Origin of the sequence: Blautia sp. HCP3S3_G3 (genome assembly GCF_052063365.1) — a bacterium.
In the GTDB taxonomy this organism is placed as follows: Bacteria; Bacillota; Clostridia; order Lachnospirales; family Lachnospiraceae; genus Blautia_A.
On the sequence record NZ_JBQHXR010000001.1, the window covers coordinates 147,731 to 163,014 of the forward strand.

Below are 15,284 nucleotides of genomic sequence, written 5' to 3' on the forward strand. Positions count from 1 at the left end.
TGAGGATGCCGTCCAGAACGACTGCGTTAGCTGAAAGGCACATCCATTTTCCCGATAATCCTATTTCTCAGGATTATGGGCGATGATCCTTTATAATATGATGGCAGGTATTTTACGCGCATTTGGGGATTCCAGGAAACCTCTGTATGTATTAATTCTCTGCAGCCTGGTAAATATTGCCGGTGATGTTCTTCTGGTAGGAGTTTTTCATACCGGAGTTGGAGGCGCAGCTGCCGCAACCGTGCTTGCTCAGATTGTAAGCGTGGCTGCAACCTGGCGCGTTCTGATAAAATCTGATTTTCTCGAAGAAAAGATCAGTATTATGAGAATGAAGATCTGCAAAGAACATATGGGAATCATGCTCAAAAAAGGTTTTCCATTAGCACTTCAGTCTATGCTGTTTCCGGTTGCCAATTCCATTGTTCAGGCCAGTGTAAATACAATGGGAACAAACAGCATTGCGGCCTGGGGAATCTGTGACAAGCTGGATTTACTGATCTGGCTGATTGCAGATGCCATGGCGCCTGCGCTTACCACCTACACAGCACAGAACATTGGAGCAGGCAAGCATGAAAGAGTAAAAAAAGGTGCTTTGATCGGTACCGGATTATCAGTAATTTCAGTAGGTTTCATAAGCGCTGTCCTATACTTTGGATCCGGTATGATCGGTCCCTGGTTTATTGACGCAAAGGATGTTCCGGCACTGATTCCGCTGGTTGTGAAATATATGCAGATGATGGCACCATTCTTTATCTTTTATGCTGTGGCAGAAGCACTTTCAGGAGCCTGCTGTGGTCTTGGGGAGACTCTGACGCCGATGATCACCACTTTGCTTACCATCTGTCTTTTCAGGGTTGTCTGTATTTTTGCTGTTTTACCGAAATTTGGTACGATGGAGTGTATTGTGTGGATTTACATTGCTTCCTGGATTCTGGCAGGAATGGCATTTACTGTTTTGTATATTAGAAAGTCCAGGAGGATTTCGGTCATCCGGTGAGACTCTCCCCTTCCATAAAAAACCGGGGGATGGGGATACGAGGCATGCACTTTTTGGTGAAGTACTGCATAAAAACGGTATTTTAAGAACCGAAAAAATAAGTAAAAAATAACCCTGGGGGTAGGTTGTATTCACACTGTAATCTGTTAAAATATCATTACAGGCAATCGATGATGCCAAAAGCACTTATGAAAGTACATCAGACCTCCATAAAAAATGAATGATGTGCGGGAGAATGAATGGACCCAGTGAATTTCTCCTGAAAGGCAGTTATAGGAGAAACTATGGCTGCCTTTTTTTACCCTTGCGCTTTTAGTACATCGGTTTCGAAATAACTACTGGAAAGCTGGAATGATAATTAATAATGGATAAGGAGAGGAATGGATGAAGGTTAATTTATTTTTATTTGATGATTTTGATACGATGGATGCCTTTGTGCCGGCTGAGGTCTTTGGTAAGCTGCCTGAGTATTTTCATGTGGAATACTGCTCTGTGAAAGGCGATTTTGTGACAAGTCTGCAGGGAGTGAAGGTATGGACAGATTATCTTGATGAGCAGACAGCGGGGGATATTCTGGTTATTCCCGGCGGAAAAGGGGCAAGAAGACTGATCAGGGATGATGAAAACTTATGCAGATTGCTTAAAAAGGCAGCAGATCAGCATTCTTTCTGCGTTATGCTTGGAAGCGGTACATTGCTGATGGCTCAGACCGGGATACTGTACCGCAGAAGAATTTGCGACTGCCCGCTGGACAAAAACTGGAACAGGATGTTTACTGCGGCAATATACAGGACATCAGGAGCCAGGTGGGTGGCTGACGGCAAGTATTATTCAGCATCCAATCCTCTGGCCGGCATGGATATGTGTCTGAGTATTCTTGCGGATCTGACAGACCTGAAGATAGCGGAGACGATGGCGGAGGAGCTGGGATATCAGTGGGATCCGGACGAGGAGGATGGTATTTATCGGTAATCAGGATGATAAGGAAATCAAATATGATAAGGCTATTCTCAACCGTATTTCCAGATCTACAGGACATTTGAAAGCTGTCAGAAGAATGGTGGAGGACGAACGGGACTGCAGCGAAGTCCTGATTCAGCTTGCGGCAGTGAAAGCGGAACTAGCGAATACCAGTAAAGAAATTCTTAAACGATATGTTCAGGATACAATAGACGACGCGGTTGAAAATAAAGAGCCGGAAAGAATAAAAGAGATCGGTAAGGCTGTGGATTGGTTTTTCTGATGTGCTGTTGTTATTGCTGATATCTGTTAACGGAATAGAAAGATATGACAAATTGGAATATCAGAGTATCCCCGGGGGTGGCTTCTGGTTCCTATTGTCTGATGTTAGAATAAAACAGATAAAACTAACTGAGGAAACAATCAGATTAAAAGGAGGAACAGAAAAATGAAAAAAAGAAGAACAGCACTGCTGCTCACAGGTATGATGCTTATGAGTATGGGAGCATCAGTAACCGTCACAGCAGAGGAAACTTCAAAAGATGAGCTTGTAATTGCAGTGGGTGATATGACTGACGGAACTTATGATGCATGCATGGGAAGTACCATGTACGGAACAGACATTTTTTATTCGTCTCTGCTGAAGGTTAACAAAGAAATAGGAGTGGATCCTGACCTTGCAAAGGATTATACAGTCAGCGACGATGGGCTTGTTTATACGTTCAATTTACGTGATGATATAAAATTTTCAGATGGAGAGCCGGTAACAGCGGAAGACGTTGTTTTTACATTTGAAACGATTAAAGAAACCGGCGGTAGCGTTGATGTTTCCATGATGGATAAGGTGGAAGCATTAGATGATTATACTGTACGGTTTACTTTAAGCAGACCGTTTTCCCCGTTTGTAAGAACGGTAGCACTTCAAGGAATTGTTGCAAAACATGCATATGATGAAAATTATGCTGCAAATCCTGTCAGCAGCGGTCCATTTAAAGTGAAGCAACTTGACATCGGACAGCAGCTGATTGTGGAACCAAATGAATACTATTATGGCGATAAACCGGAATTCAGTCAGATCACATTCCTGAATATTGATGAAGAAACCGCTCTTTCCTATGCTCAGTCCGGTATGCTTGATGTGGTTAAAATCAATCCGGAATACGCATATGAAGAAGTAGAAGGCATGCATCTGGAAACATACGCAACATCCGACAACAGAGGCTTTGCACTTCCATGCATTCCGGAGACAGAACTTTCAGATGGCAGAATTGTCGGTAATAATGCTACATGTGATCCGGCTGTCAGAAAAGCATTGAATATCGGTATCAGCAGACAGGAAATCATTGACAATGCATTAAATGGCATAGGTACTCCTGCATGGGTTCGTTTCCAGAATCTTCCATGGGCGAATATGGAACCGGGACTGGAAGACGGTCAGGTGGAAGAAGCATGCAAAATTCTGGAAGAAGCAGGCTGGGTGGATGAGGATGGTGATGGTGTTCGCGAAAAAGACGGTATAAAATGTGCGATCACTATTACCGGCCGTACAGACGACCTTCAGAGATATAATCTTGCAGTTGCGCTTGCTGAAAATGCAAAACCGCTTGGGATTGATATTACTGCGGAGGCAGCAGATTGGACAACATGTAAAGAAGAAGGAAGACTGAAACCGACCTGTATCGGTACCGGAGATTATAGCTTTTATGATGTATACAGTGCTTTCTCATCTGATTTTGCAGATCCTGAGCTTGTCAGTCTGAGTAATTCGCCGATGTACACGAACGAAAAAGTAGATGAATATCTGAATAAGGCTATGGCGGCACTGACAGAGGAAGAAGCTATCGAAAATCTGATGCTTGCACAGTACGATGGTGAGACGGGAGTAAATGTTGATCTGCCTTATATCTGGCTGGTGAATATTGACCATACATACTTTGTAAGAGACGGTCTGGATGTTGGTGACCAGATGGTTCATCCTCACGGTCATGGACTTCCGATTATCCAGAACATGAATGAATGGACTTTTACAGAAGAATAACAGGGGAATAAACAGATGAACACTCTGAAATATTTGGGAAGTACACTGATTCGTATGCTGCTTCTTCTTTTTGGCGTATCAATCGTCTGCTTCTTTCTGATCATATCTTCACCGATCGATCCGGTTGACGCATATGTAGGGTCGGAATCCAATATTTCACAGGAACAGAAAGATGTTATCGCTGAACACTGGGGGCTGAATGATCCCCCGGTTCAGCGATATATTACATGGATGAAAAATCTGCTCCATGGTGATATGGGAGACTCTATAGCATTTAAAAAGCCTGTTGTACAGGTATTGAAAGAGCGTTTCGTGACGTCTCTTGTTCTGATGATAACGGCATGGGTTATTTCCGGTATCCTGGGCTTCATTCTGGGAATCCTGTCAGGAGTATTCTCAGGGAGTGTTATGGACCGTATTATTAAAACTTTTTGTTTTATCTTATCGTCAACTCCTGCTTTCTGGATCGGACTGCTGCTTCTGATCGTATTTTCTGTCAATCTGGGGTGGTTTCCGGTTGGATTTGCAGTTCCGGTAGGCAAGGCGGCGGAAGATGTAACTCTTCTGGACCGGATCTATCATTTAATACTTCCGGCATTTACGCTTAGCATTACCGGCGTGTCCAATATTGCTCTGCATACAAGACAGAAAATTATAGATGTTATGAAAAGTGAATATGTACTCTTTGCAAAGGCGCGGGGAGAAACTACCTGGCAGGTAATTAAAAGACACGGGCTTCGCAATATAGCGATTCCTGCAATTACGCTGCAGTTTGCTTCTTTTAGTGAATTGTTCGGGGGAAGCGTACTTGCAGAGCAGGTTTTTTCTTATCCCGGTCTGGGAAATGCGGCAACAACGGCTGGACTGAAGAGTGATGTTCCGCTGCTTCTCGGTGTGGCACTTTTTTCTGTATTGTTTGTTTTTGCAGGAAATTTCATTGCAAATCTGCTTTATGGCATATTGAATCCTGAAATACGGGAGGGCAGTGAAAAATGAAAAAAATGAACAGACGAACAAAAACAGTAATGCTGGTAATTATCATTGCAGGTATTCTGCTTATTATTTCTGCCGCAGGATTATTGATGAATCCTGCGCTGTACGAACCGAATTATGCGGCAAAGAAACTTCCTCCTTGTGCGGCTCACTGGTTCGGTACGGACTACCTGGGAAGAGATATGTTCTGCAGGACGATCAAAGGGCTTTCAAACAGTATTATGCTTGGAACAATGGCGGCTGTTTTCAGTGCATTTATGGCTTTGTTTCTTGGAATCATATCGGCGTCTGTGGGCGGGCGTGCTGACAAAATTATATCGTATTTTGTGGATCTTGTAATGGGAGTTCCGCATATGGTATTGCTGATGCTGATTTCTTTTTCTTTGGGAAAAGGATTGAAAGGCGTTGTTATTGGTGTGGCACTGACACACTGGCCAAACCTTACCAGGGTTATACGGGGGGAAGTTCTTCAGGTAAAGAATATGCAATATGTAAAAGCTTCCAAAAAGTTTGGGAAAAGTAATTTCCAGATAGCTTGTCATCATATCATTCCGCATGTTATGCCTCAGTTTCTTGTAGGTCTTCTGCTGCTGTTCCCGCATGCGATCCTTCATGAAGCAGGAGTAACATTCCTTGGCTTTGGGCTCAGTGTGGATACACCGGCTATTGGTATTATTCTGTCTGAGTCATTGAAACATATCTCAACAGGAATGTGGTGGCTTGTATTCTTCCCGGGTATCATGCTCGTTGCGGTAGTAATGTTGTTTGACAAACTCGGCGATAATGTGAAATTGCTGATAGATCCTGCCAGTGCGCAGGAATAGGAGAGAGAGATGGAACAGAAAAAAAATATATTAAATGTAAAAAATCTTTCCGTATCTTTCAAAATGTACGATAAAGGTCTGGAACAGAAAGATTTAAAGGTAATCAGTAATTTAAATATCAGTGTACAGGAAGGTGAGATACTTGCAATTGCAGGATCATCAGGTTCCGGCAAGAGCCTGCTTGCAAGTGCCATTCTTGGTATTTTACCGAACAATGCATCTGTTGACGGAATAATGACATATTGCGGAATGGAATTAACGGAAGAACTGCAGAAGAAACTTCGCGGAAAGGAAATTGCACTGGTTCCGCAGTCTGTGGCTTATCTGGATCCTTTGATGCATGTCGGAAGTCAGGTGGTTGGTGTAAGAGGAACTCTGGAAAAAATGAGGACAGCTTTTAAACGATATGAGCTGTCAAAAGAGGTGGAGACGATGTATCCGTTTCAGCTTTCCGGAGGAATGGCCCGGAGAATTTTGCTTTCAACGGCAGTGATCGGAGACGCAAGACTGATTGTAGCGGACGAGCCGACACCGGGATTAAGTAAAGAAATGGCAAAGGATGCCATGGGACATTTGCGTTCTCTTGCTGATGAAGGACGTGGTATCATTCTGATTACGCATGATATTGACCTTGCCTTTGAATATGCAGACAGAGTAGCGGTATTTTACGCGGGAACAACTGTTGAGACAGCACCGGTTGAAGATTTTCGCAATGGACCGGAGTCTTTGAGACATCCGTATTCAAAAGCTCTTTGGGAAGCGCTTCCTCAAAATGGTTTTAAACCGATTCCGGGGACACAGCCTTATGCGGGGTCTCTGCCGGAGGGCTGTTTATTCTGGCCGCGCTGCCCTGTGCGGACAGAGGCATGTATGAAAGGTGAAATACCGTCACGCAGCTTGCGGGGAGGGGAGGTATGTTGTATTCATGCTACTTGAAGCGAAAAATATCACATTTTCTTATACGAAAAAGAAGAAGATTCTGGATAATATTTCTCTCGGAATTGAAAAGGGGGAGAGAGTAGCCCTTGTTGGTCCTTCCGGATGCGGAAAAAGTACACTTTCGCAAATTCTGGCAGGTTATATGAAACCGGATAAAGGCGAAGTCTATTTTGACGGCAAATTGCTTCCTGAAAAAGGGTGCTGTCCGGTTCAGCTGATATATCAGCATCCGGAAAAAGCGATTAATCCAAGATGGAAGCTTGGACGAACGCTTACAGAAGCGTGGGAACCGGATCAGGAATTGCTGGATGATATGGGGATTGAGAAGGAGTGGCTTACCCGCTACCCGATTGAATTATCCGGAGGGGAAATGCAGCGGTTCTGTATCGCCAGAGCCATGGGACCTGATACAAAATTTGTAATTGCGGATGAAATGACAACGATGCTGGATGTGATTACTCAGGCACAAATCTGGGAGTTGCTGCTTCATATCGTTGACAAAAGAAATCTGGGCATGCTTGTGGTCACGCATAATCCTTTGCTTGCTGAGCGAATTTGTACCAGAGTGATAGAATTTGATAAGATGTGAAGAGATAAAGAGATGTAATATAACAGCTGCTTCATCAGCAAAACGTCTGACAGCTCTGAGTTTTTGCAAAAGAAAACATAATTTAAGAAAAGAAAGACATATTTCAAAAAATATATTGACATTATATTCACAAAGAATTAATATAAAAAAAATAATATGCCAGACCAAGTGCAGCCATATTGTGGTTGAAAAAGGGAATCAGGTGCGAGTCCTGAGCGATCCGGTCACTGTATTTAGGGAGCGATTTGTTAAAAGGCCATTGTACTGTCATATTCAAATGAGGAGAATTTTATAGATAAAGAAAGAGACTCTCTTTTGAATAATTAAAGTATGAGAAGGCGACGGATAGTGTTGATCTATAAGTCAGGAAACCTGCTTGTTCTGTGAATCTTATACTTCCGATGAAAGTGAGAGATGAAACATGAAAGGTGTGGAGTCTGCTGTTTTCAGCAGACTTTTCTTATTATTGCATGTAATAGCAATAATAATCCGCATACACTGGTGGTATGTACTTTGCTGGCGCAATATGAAAGGAGAACTATCATGAAAAAACAATGGAAAAAGGCGTTAGCATTAGGACTTGTTATGACATGTGTCAGCCCGGTTACAGCCAGCGCAGAAGTAACAATTAACACAGAGCTCAATGGAAAGGATTATGACATTACTTATTCTGAAGTACCGCAGAGAGTTGTCACACTTGCAAATTTTACAACAGAGATGCTTCTGGAACTTGGGCTTTCTGATAAAATTGTCGGTTATGGTTACATGGATAATGAAGTTCCTGAGCAGTATGCGGACGAGTTTTCGAAGCTTACCTGCCTTTCAGAAGCAAGTAATCCTTCTCAGGAAGATCTTCTTGCAGCAGAACCGGATTTTCTGACCGGATGGTATTCTACATTTTCTGACACCAATTTCCCGTATGATTTCTGTGAAGAGAATGGAATTGTACCATACATTCCAAGAGTAGAGTATGCGCCCGCAACGATCGAGTCCGTTTATGAAGATTTTAATAACTTTGGTGAAATTTTCCAAGTACAGGAGAAAGCAGACGAAATCGTTTCAGATATGAAGAATCGTATCGATGCGGTACAGACTGCAGTAGCAGAAAAAGAACCAGTATCCGTATTTCTTTATGATTCCGGTGAAGATGCGCCTTTTACCGCCAGTGCGGGACTTCCTACAGATATGATAGAACTTGCCGGTGGAGAAAATATATTTGCTGATACAGAAAGCAACTGGACTTCTGTTGACTGGGAAGATGTGATTGCAGCAGAACCGGAGTGCATTATTGTGATGGACTATATTGCATCTGATCCTGTAGATCAGAAGATTGATTTTCTTAAAAACAGTGATATTTTAGCTGATATTCCGGCTATTCAGAATGATAATATTATCGTAATTGATTTAACTGATGTAACAGGATGTTACAGAAGCGTAGATGCAATTGAGACAATGGCAAAAGCTTTCCATCCGGATTGCTTCTGAGTGAACTATGTTAAGAAATTCAAAAAAAGGAGTGATGGCCGGTGTTTATATAACACTGGTCGTTCTTCTTATCACAACACTGGTTCTTGCCGTAAACTTTGGCTCTGTGGATATCAATTATAAAGATGTATTTCAGATTATTTACGGAAAAGTATTCAATAAAGATCTGAGCAGTTACAAAAACAGTCAGATTAATATTATATGGGCTTTGAGGCTGCCAAAGGTGATTGTGGCTGCATGTACAGGGAGCGGACTTGTATTGACGGGTATCCTGATGCAGGCGATTACTAAAAATCCTCTGGCAGATCCCTATGTCCTTGGTATTTCCTCCGGGGCTTCTGCCGGAGCTGTTATTTCTCTTCTGATGGGACCGCTTCCTCTGATAGGAAAAGTGCCTCTTGCAGAAAGCTCATTTGCAGGTGCTTTGCTGACGGCAGTAATCGTTTTTGTTTTTGGGTCCAGAAACGGAAAAATAAATACGACCAAGATGATTCTTGTAGGTATGGCGCTGTCTTCCTTTTTTTCTGCGCTAACCAATATTATTATTTTTCTGACTCCTGATTCCAGAAGAGTACAAAGTGCGACGTTCTGGCTGACTGGATCTTTTGCAGGTACGGATTGGTCTGATGTTCCCGTGGCTGTTGGCGTTCTGACTGTAGGAATGATATTGATTCTGCCTTTGACACGGGAACTGGATGCTTTGCTGATCGGAGAAGATATTGCAAGAAATACGGGAGTGAATACTGTACGGATAAAATGGATTCTTATTCTGGTCAGTACACTGCTGACTTCTGTCCTTGTATCAATGAGCGGCGCAATTGGATTTGTGGGATTCGTAATCCCCCATATTACCAGAAACATTGTGGGTGCTGCTCATAAAAGACTGATCTGGTTTTCTGTTTTATTAGGAGCAATTTTCATGGTGTGGGCAGATCTTTTTGCACGTATTATGTTTTCTCCGCAGGAGCTTCCTGTTGGAGTTGTTACGGCACTTTGTGGTACTCCTGTATTTTTATGGATGCTGCGTAAAAGCAGATATTCATTCAGTAAATAGTAGGAGGAGTATGATGAAGAATAAAGACGTAATTCAAGTTAAAAAGCTTGATTTTAATATTGACACTCTGAATATCCTTTCGCAGGTTTCGCTTTCTGTTTCCAAAAATGAGTTTGTTGGATTAGTCGGTCCGAATGGAAGCGGAAAATCCACTCTTTTAAAAAACATATACCGTCACTATACCCCTTCTTCTGGAATGATTTATCTGAACGGAAAAGATGTTTTCAAAATGAAATCGAAAGAAGTAGCTCAGCAAATGGCAATTGTAGCACAGGAGAACCAGCCGGATTTTGATTTCTCTGTCCGGGAAATGGTCATAATGGGGCGATATTCGAGGAAGAAGATGTTTGAACAGGATGACCAGACAGATTTTGAGGTTGTAAGCCAGGCACTTTCGATGGTCGGTATGCAGGGAACGGAGGAAAGAAGTTTTCTCAGCCTTTCCGGAGGGGAAAAACAAAGAATCTATCTTGCAATGGCATTTGCGCAGGAAAGTGAATTGATTATCCTTGACGAACCAACGAACCATCTTGATATTGGCTATCAGCTGTACATTATGGAAATAATGAGACAGTTTCAGGATAAAACAATTTTCACATCTGTACATGACATGAATCTGGCTGCACGGTATTGTGACAGAATCATTATGCTGAAGGATGGCCGGATTATCGCGAATGGCTCTCCGGAAGAAGTTTTGACTGTTGAAAGAATCAGGGAGGTTTTTCATGTGGATACTGAGATAGAGAAAAAGAAGGGATATCTGAGAATTACATATCTGGGGTGGATATAACTGCTTTGTTTGAAATAAGGTATTACGTTTCGGCGAAAGTCACCGGCCCCCATTCAATTCTTTATATGTCCGGCAGATCAAAAATGCTGCAATAATAAATGTCAGAAGATCCGAAACAGGCATGGAATAAAGAACACCATCCAGTCCAAAGAATACAGGAAGCAGCAGTGCAAAACCAACACCGAAAACGACCTCACGGATCATAGACAGAAGCGTGGATGCGGCAGCTTTTCCCATAGCCTGGAGGAAAATAAAGCATGCTTTATTAGCGCAGGCAAGAATAATCATGCATAAGTAAGTACGGAATGCTTTGATTGCAAAATCAGTATAATAAACACTTTCATTGGCAGCACCGAAGATATTGATGAGCTGATGAGGGAAACACTCTACCAGGATCATGGCGATGGCACCGACAGCAGCCTCCGCGATCAGCAGGCTGGTGAACAGCTCTTTGACACGCAGTTTCTTTCCGGCGCCTATGTTGAAACCTACAATAGGAATACAGCCGGCAGCCATACCAACTACAACAGAGATGACAATCTGGAAAAATTTCATAACAATACCAACAACAGCCATAGGAATCTGTGCATACTGTTCCTGACAAAAGACTGCATCCATTGCACCGTATTTACGGATCATGTTATTGATAGCCGCCATGGCCGCTACAAGGCTGATCTGGGAAAGAAAACTGGTAATCCCCAGAACCAGAGTCTTTTTACATATAGATCCGCTAATACGGCAGTCACCTTTTTCAGGCTTAATAATCTTCATATGGAGAAGATACCAGACTGCAAGCACAGCGGTAACAATCTGTCCGATCACGGTAGCTACAGCTGCACCCATCATACCCCATTTGCATACAAAAATAAAAACCGGGTCAAGAATGATGTTGATGACTGCGCCTGCAAGCGTGGAGATCATGGCAAATTTAGGGCTGCCGTCTGCACGGATAACAGGGTTCATAGCCTGACCGAACATATAAAACGGAATTCCAAGAGAAATATAAAAGAAATATTCTCCGGAGTGACGGAAAGTCTCTTCATTTACTGTTCCGCCGAACATGGCAATGATCTGTTTTGCAAAAATCAGATAAATGGCTGTCAGAATAAGACTGCTTACAATGATCATGACAACGGAGTTTCCAACGCTCTTTCTGGCTGTCTGAGACTCATTTTTGCTAAGGCTGATACTGACAAATGCGCAGCAGCCGTCACCGATCATTACGGCGATAGCCAGAGCAACTACAGTGAGAGGAAATACGACAGTGTTGGCTGCGTTTCCATAGGAGCCCAGATAGCTGGCATTTGCAATAAAAATCTGGTCTACAATGTTGTAAAGAGCACCGACCAGAAGAGAAATAATACAGGGAATTGCGTACTGCTTCATGAGTTTTCCAATACGCTCAGTACCCAGAAACTGATTAGAATGTTCCATTGGATTTTACCTTCCTTTATGTTTTTTTTACTGCAAAAAAATAACGAGCAGCACATGTGCAACCGGAATTACGCATGAGTGCTACTCGTTGTAATCGATATTATACTGTAATTTTTCGGAATTTGCAAAAGGAAATTTAAACAAAATCCTGCTGAAAAATGTCTGTCTGATTGAAAATATGAATATTATCTGGCGGAGTTATTTCGAAAACGATGCACTTGCATTCGATTCAATAAACTTTTTCATTGCGTGAAAGCTTTCTTTGCTGATGTAATGTTCCATTCTGCAGGCATCAGAGACGGCAATATTTTCAGGAACACCGAGGCTGATCAGCCATTTGGAGATAAATGTATGGCGCTCATAAATAGTGGATGCGATCTCCAGCCCTTTTTCTGTTAATGTGATAAAACCAGCTTTGGAGACAACGATGCATTCGTTTTCACGGAGCTTCTTCATAGCCACACTGACACTTGGCTTAGTAATGTTCAGCTCTTCCGCAATATCAACGGAGCGGACTACCGGAAGTTTTTTACTCAAAATCAATATTGTTTCCAGATAATTTTCAGATGATTCATTGTTGTGCATAATAACCTCCCCTGTTGAGCGGAACTGAAAGGATGCAGTCCCGTGTCTTCTAAAATCGTATTCACAGCAGTTCCTGTCATATATGAAGTGGTCCGCAGCAGCCTGCTCTGAACCGGATGTTTACCTGTGAAAATTCGTTATTTTGTAAAATTATATCATCTGGAGATGGGAAAAACAAGCAAAAGAAGTATCAGGAGGCGGTTGCATTACTTCCCTCGGATAAGGAACAGGCAGTCCGGGAATACTGTGATACTGGAAATAAACAAATACCCCTCCCAATCGAAACATAGTGGGAGGGGTTATATTATGATAATAATTTACAAAAACAATTCGTTTGCTTTTTCAACAAAGCAAGCTTTTTTTATTGCTGCGGCAGCGATAGAAGTCATAAGACTGCTGACCTTTCTGGCATGAGCTGGACATATGGATACGCATCGCATACAGGATATGCATTTGCTTTTGTCTGAAACTTTGAGTTTATCTGTAGAGATGGCACAGGCAGGGCATTTCAGCGCACACTGCCCACAGGATGTGCAGGCAGACCCTGCCTTTGGAATCATTCCTGTTCCGGCTTTTTTGTATGGTCTGTTGCCGGGAATAGATGGCCTGGAAAAATCATTGGAAGATACTTTTTCAAGAATCTGATCACCGAATTTTGCAAGGTTTTTGCAATCATCCAGATTAGGTCTTCCAGCCGCATACTCGTGTATGATGGAATGTTCTGCTACAGCAGAAATGGCAGCAATTACTTGAAATCCGGCATTTTGAGCATAATCTTCCATCTGGACGAGGGTATCTTCATATGCACGATTTCCATAAACTACAGCAATCACGCATAATGCTCCGTTTCCTTTGATCATAGAAAGTCGATCCAGGGCAAGTTGCGGTGCAACACCGCCAAAGGATGGCATTGCTATCAGTACGAGAGAGTCACTCTCAAAAGAAATATCTGTATAGTTGGTATCCGGAACGGATAAATCAATCGTTCCAACTTGCAGCCAGTTCTGTGTAATTGCATTTGCGACTTTTTCTGTTCCACCGGTTGGACTGAATATAATCTGATAATTTTTCATAATAATCCTCCTTTGATGTAAAAAATAAAACTACATCTTTTGTGACATTGTAACTGATTTAAGGTGTAGTGTCAACATTTACACCATATAAATTATATGTTAGAATGAGATATGGAGGATTGATTATATGCATATTAGTAATAAGTGTTCGATTGCAGTTCATTGCCTGATATTTATATATGAATATGGGGACGAGAAAAAAGTGACAAGTGAATTACTCTCGCTGTCCACAGGATGTAATCCGGTTACTATTAGAAATATTGTAAGTGCTATGAAAAAAGATGGAATCATAGATGTGAAATTTGGAACAGGCGGAGCAACGCTTGCAATTCCGATTCAGGATATTTCTTTATACCGTATTTGTGCGGCAGTAGATCCGAAGGCAGTTGATAAAATGATCAGTATTCATTCCGCACCATCTCCGTTCTGTCCGGTTGGAAGAAACATAAGAGGTGTGCTTAATCGAACATATGATACGCTGAAAGAAGATGTAATAGTCAGCATGAAGTCTATAACAATGGAAAAAATAGTGCATGACTACCATGTAATACTGAAAAGTGGTGGGAAAATGACTTAAGAAACTTCAAATCCAATTTGTAGAACTGAAAAATTTGAATTTGTAGGAGAGAGGCAGGATGAATATTGTAACTAAGATAACAGAAATTGCTGCCAAAAGTAATTTTCTGGAAAGTGGTTATATTGACGTTGGAAATTTGAAATATTATCCAGAAGTCAGAGCAATATGTGAAGATAATATGTGCCGCAATTATGCAGCTTCCTGGGCATGCCCGCCTGCGATAGGCACAATTACAGAATGCAAAGAACGTGTTAGTAAATATGATAAAATGCTATTGTTTTCCCGGAAATATGAATTGGAAGATTCATTTGATTTTGAAGGAATGACTGATGGATTGTTGGATTTTAAGAAAAGAGTAGATATTTTCCAACGGAATTTGAAAGATATTCTGTCAGATTTTTTGTTACTATCTAATGAAGGGTGTGGGAGATGTTCTAAATGTACGTATCCAACTGCACCATGCAGATTCCCGGATTTGTTACACCATTCATTGGAAGGCTATGGATTTATAGTTAATGAGCTTGCTTTGGAAGCAGGTATTCATTATAATAATGGTATGAACACTGTAACATATTTTGGTGCGCTATTATTCAAAAATGAATGTTGTTCATCAAATTACGGTTTTGTGAAAAGAGAATAATGAGTAATCCAAAGGGCATCAACCGTAAAAAAGCTGGTGCCTTTTGTTTGGCATATATTTTTCTTTGCTCTGTTGTGTTACGGCACTTTAGTCTATCCATGTACAATGCAGTATTTTTCCATGTTAATGTTGGCATTAACTGCAATTTGTTATTTTATACCCATCCAGAAAAAATGGAATAAGATATTCTGGGAGGGTTTTAACTTTCCCTTTTTCTTTAATCGGGATTCAGGAGGAGTCTGGCTTGAAAGGAAGTATATCAGAGAAGAAGGGCAGATAGGATTGATGCTGAGATTGCTGAAATGG

The 15,284-nt window shown here is 41.7% G+C and carries 16 protein-coding genes and 1 riboswitch; of the genes, 13 read left to right on the top strand and 3 right to left on the bottom strand.

Annotation, left to right across the window (positions count from 1 at the left end; all coding sequences use genetic code 11):
* Positions 1 to 82 precede the first annotated feature (82 nt).
* From ACTNEW_RS00740 to ACTNEW_RS00790, 11 genes are all read left to right on the top strand, one after another.
* Positions 83 to 997: an MATE family efflux transporter gene (locus ACTNEW_RS00740; protein ID WP_441056800.1), complete on the top strand. Its 915-nt coding sequence runs from the start codon at positions 83 to 85 to the stop codon at positions 995 to 997.
* A gap of 384 nt (positions 998 to 1,381) precedes the next feature.
* Positions 1,382 to 1,969 (top strand): DJ-1/PfpI family protein, encoded by a 588-nt coding sequence (locus ACTNEW_RS00745; RefSeq protein WP_441056802.1) that lies wholly within the window; start codon positions 1,382 to 1,384, stop codon positions 1,967 to 1,969.
* Positions 1,953 to 2,240 (top strand): metal-sensing transcriptional repressor, encoded by a 288-nt coding sequence (locus ACTNEW_RS00750; protein ID WP_441056804.1) that lies wholly within the window; start codon positions 1,953 to 1,955, stop codon positions 2,238 to 2,240. The genes ACTNEW_RS00745 and ACTNEW_RS00750 overlap by 17 nt, the downstream gene beginning before the upstream one ends.
* A gap of 165 nt (positions 2,241 to 2,405) precedes the next feature.
* Entirely contained in the window at positions 2,406 to 3,995 is a 1,590-nt protein-coding gene (locus tag ACTNEW_RS00755) for an ABC transporter substrate-binding protein (protein ID WP_441056806.1), read from the top strand.
* Positions 3,996 to 4,010: 15 nt separating this feature from the next.
* Positions 4,011 to 4,991: an ABC transporter permease gene (locus ACTNEW_RS00760; RefSeq protein WP_441056808.1), complete on the top strand. Its 981-nt coding sequence runs from the start codon at positions 4,011 to 4,013 to the stop codon at positions 4,989 to 4,991.
* Complete coding sequence (locus ACTNEW_RS00765; protein ID WP_441056810.1) at positions 4,988 to 5,812, top strand: ABC transporter permease; 825 nt, start codon at positions 4,988 to 4,990, stop codon at positions 5,810 to 5,812. Before ACTNEW_RS00760 ends, ACTNEW_RS00765 begins: the two co-directional genes overlap by 4 nt.
* 9 nt (positions 5,813 to 5,821) lie before the next feature.
* A complete protein-coding gene (locus ACTNEW_RS00770; protein ID WP_441056812.1) occupies positions 5,822 to 6,748 on the top strand; it encodes an oligopeptide/dipeptide ABC transporter ATP-binding protein in 927 nt (308 codons plus the stop codon).
* Positions 6,738 to 7,340 (top strand): ABC transporter ATP-binding protein, encoded by a 603-nt coding sequence (locus ACTNEW_RS00775; RefSeq protein ID WP_441056814.1) that lies wholly within the window; start codon positions 6,738 to 6,740, stop codon positions 7,338 to 7,340. Before ACTNEW_RS00770 ends, ACTNEW_RS00775 begins: the two co-directional genes overlap by 11 nt.
* Positions 7,341 to 7,489: 149 nt before the next feature.
* A riboswitch (cobalamin riboswitch) is annotated at positions 7,490 to 7,734 on the top strand.
* Positions 7,735 to 7,883: 149 nt separating this feature from the next.
* Positions 7,884 to 8,825 carry an ABC transporter substrate-binding protein gene (locus tag ACTNEW_RS00780; protein WP_441056816.1) on the top strand — a complete coding sequence of 314 codons (942 nt, stop codon included), beginning with the start codon at positions 7,884 to 7,886 and terminating at the stop codon, positions 8,823 to 8,825.
* A gap of 7 nt (positions 8,826 to 8,832) precedes the next feature.
* Entirely contained in the window at positions 8,833 to 9,879 is a 1,047-nt protein-coding gene (locus ACTNEW_RS00785) for a FecCD family ABC transporter permease (RefSeq protein ID WP_441056818.1), read from the top strand.
* 13 nt (positions 9,880 to 9,892) lie between these two features.
* Positions 9,893 to 10,669, top strand: coding sequence for an ABC transporter ATP-binding protein (locus ACTNEW_RS00790; RefSeq protein WP_441056820.1), 777 nt, complete (start codon positions 9,893 to 9,895; stop codon positions 10,667 to 10,669).
* Positions 10,670 to 10,708: 39 nt separating this feature from the next.
* Here ACTNEW_RS00790 and ACTNEW_RS00795 read toward each other — a convergent pair whose 3' ends face one another.
* The 3 genes from ACTNEW_RS00795 to ACTNEW_RS00805 form a co-directional block, all read right to left on the bottom strand.
* Complete coding sequence (locus tag ACTNEW_RS00795) at positions 10,709 to 12,103, bottom strand: MATE family efflux transporter (RefSeq protein ID WP_441056822.1); 1,395 nt, start codon at positions 12,101 to 12,103, stop codon at positions 10,709 to 10,711.
* 198 nt (positions 12,104 to 12,301) lie between these two features.
* Positions 12,302 to 12,688 carry a metal-dependent transcriptional regulator gene (locus ACTNEW_RS00800; protein ID WP_441056824.1) on the bottom strand — a complete coding sequence of 129 codons (387 nt, stop codon included), beginning with the start codon at positions 12,686 to 12,688 and terminating at the stop codon, positions 12,302 to 12,304.
* A gap of 317 nt (positions 12,689 to 13,005) precedes the next feature.
* Complete coding sequence (locus tag ACTNEW_RS00805; RefSeq protein WP_441056826.1) at positions 13,006 to 13,761, bottom strand: 4Fe-4S binding protein; 756 nt, start codon at positions 13,759 to 13,761, stop codon at positions 13,006 to 13,008.
* Between the two features lie 127 nt (positions 13,762 to 13,888).
* Between ACTNEW_RS00805 and ACTNEW_RS00810 the strand changes: the two genes are divergently transcribed.
* Positions 13,889 to 14,338 carry an Rrf2 family transcriptional regulator gene (locus tag ACTNEW_RS00810; protein ID WP_441056828.1) on the top strand — a complete coding sequence of 150 codons (450 nt, stop codon included), beginning with the start codon at positions 13,889 to 13,891 and terminating at the stop codon, positions 14,336 to 14,338.
* Positions 14,339 to 14,396: 58 nt separating this feature from the next.
* Positions 14,397 to 14,978, top strand: coding sequence for a DUF2284 domain-containing protein (locus tag ACTNEW_RS00815; RefSeq protein WP_441056830.1), 582 nt, complete (start codon positions 14,397 to 14,399; stop codon positions 14,976 to 14,978).
* Positions 14,979 to 15,284 lie beyond the last annotated feature (306 nt).

What these genes read in the sequence shown, in the direction of transcription:
- ACTNEW_RS00740 (WP_441056800.1), top strand. Translation starts at nt 83, where the DNA reads ATGATCCTTTATAATATGATGGCAGGTATTTTACGCGCATTTGGGGAT.
- ACTNEW_RS00745 (WP_441056802.1), top strand. Translation starts at nt 1,382, where the DNA reads ATGAAGGTTAATTTATTTTTATTTGATGATTTTGATACGATGGATGCC.
- ACTNEW_RS00750 (WP_441056804.1), top strand. Translation starts at nt 1,953, where the DNA reads ATGGTATTTATCGGTAATCAGGATGATAAGGAAATCAAATATGATAAG.
- ACTNEW_RS00755 (WP_441056806.1), top strand. Translation starts at nt 2,406, where the DNA reads ATGAAAAAAAGAAGAACAGCACTGCTGCTCACAGGTATGATGCTTATG.
- ACTNEW_RS00760 (WP_441056808.1), top strand. Translation starts at nt 4,011, where the DNA reads ATGAACACTCTGAAATATTTGGGAAGTACACTGATTCGTATGCTGCTT.
- ACTNEW_RS00765 (WP_441056810.1), top strand. Translation starts at nt 4,988, where the DNA reads ATGAAAAAAATGAACAGACGAACAAAAACAGTAATGCTGGTAATTATC.
- ACTNEW_RS00770 (WP_441056812.1), top strand. Translation starts at nt 5,822, where the DNA reads ATGGAACAGAAAAAAAATATATTAAATGTAAAAAATCTTTCCGTATCT.
- ACTNEW_RS00775 (WP_441056814.1), top strand. Translation starts at nt 6,738, where the DNA reads ATGCTACTTGAAGCGAAAAATATCACATTTTCTTATACGAAAAAGAAG.
- ACTNEW_RS00780 (WP_441056816.1), top strand. Translation starts at nt 7,884, where the DNA reads ATGAAAAAACAATGGAAAAAGGCGTTAGCATTAGGACTTGTTATGACA.
- ACTNEW_RS00785 (WP_441056818.1), top strand. Translation starts at nt 8,833, where the DNA reads ATGTTAAGAAATTCAAAAAAAGGAGTGATGGCCGGTGTTTATATAACA.
- ACTNEW_RS00790 (WP_441056820.1), top strand. Translation starts at nt 9,893, where the DNA reads ATGAAGAATAAAGACGTAATTCAAGTTAAAAAGCTTGATTTTAATATT.
- ACTNEW_RS00795 (WP_441056822.1), bottom strand. Translation starts at nt 12,103, where the DNA reads ATGGAACATTCTAATCAGTTTCTGGGTACTGAGCGTATTGGAAAACTC.
- ACTNEW_RS00800 (WP_441056824.1), bottom strand. Translation starts at nt 12,688, where the DNA reads ATGCACAACAATGAATCATCTGAAAATTATCTGGAAACAATATTGATT.
- ACTNEW_RS00805 (WP_441056826.1), bottom strand. Translation starts at nt 13,761, where the DNA reads ATGAAAAATTATCAGATTATATTCAGTCCAACCGGTGGAACAGAAAAA.
- ACTNEW_RS00810 (WP_441056828.1), top strand. Translation starts at nt 13,889, where the DNA reads ATGCATATTAGTAATAAGTGTTCGATTGCAGTTCATTGCCTGATATTT.
- ACTNEW_RS00815 (WP_441056830.1), top strand. Translation starts at nt 14,397, where the DNA reads ATGAATATTGTAACTAAGATAACAGAAATTGCTGCCAAAAGTAATTTT.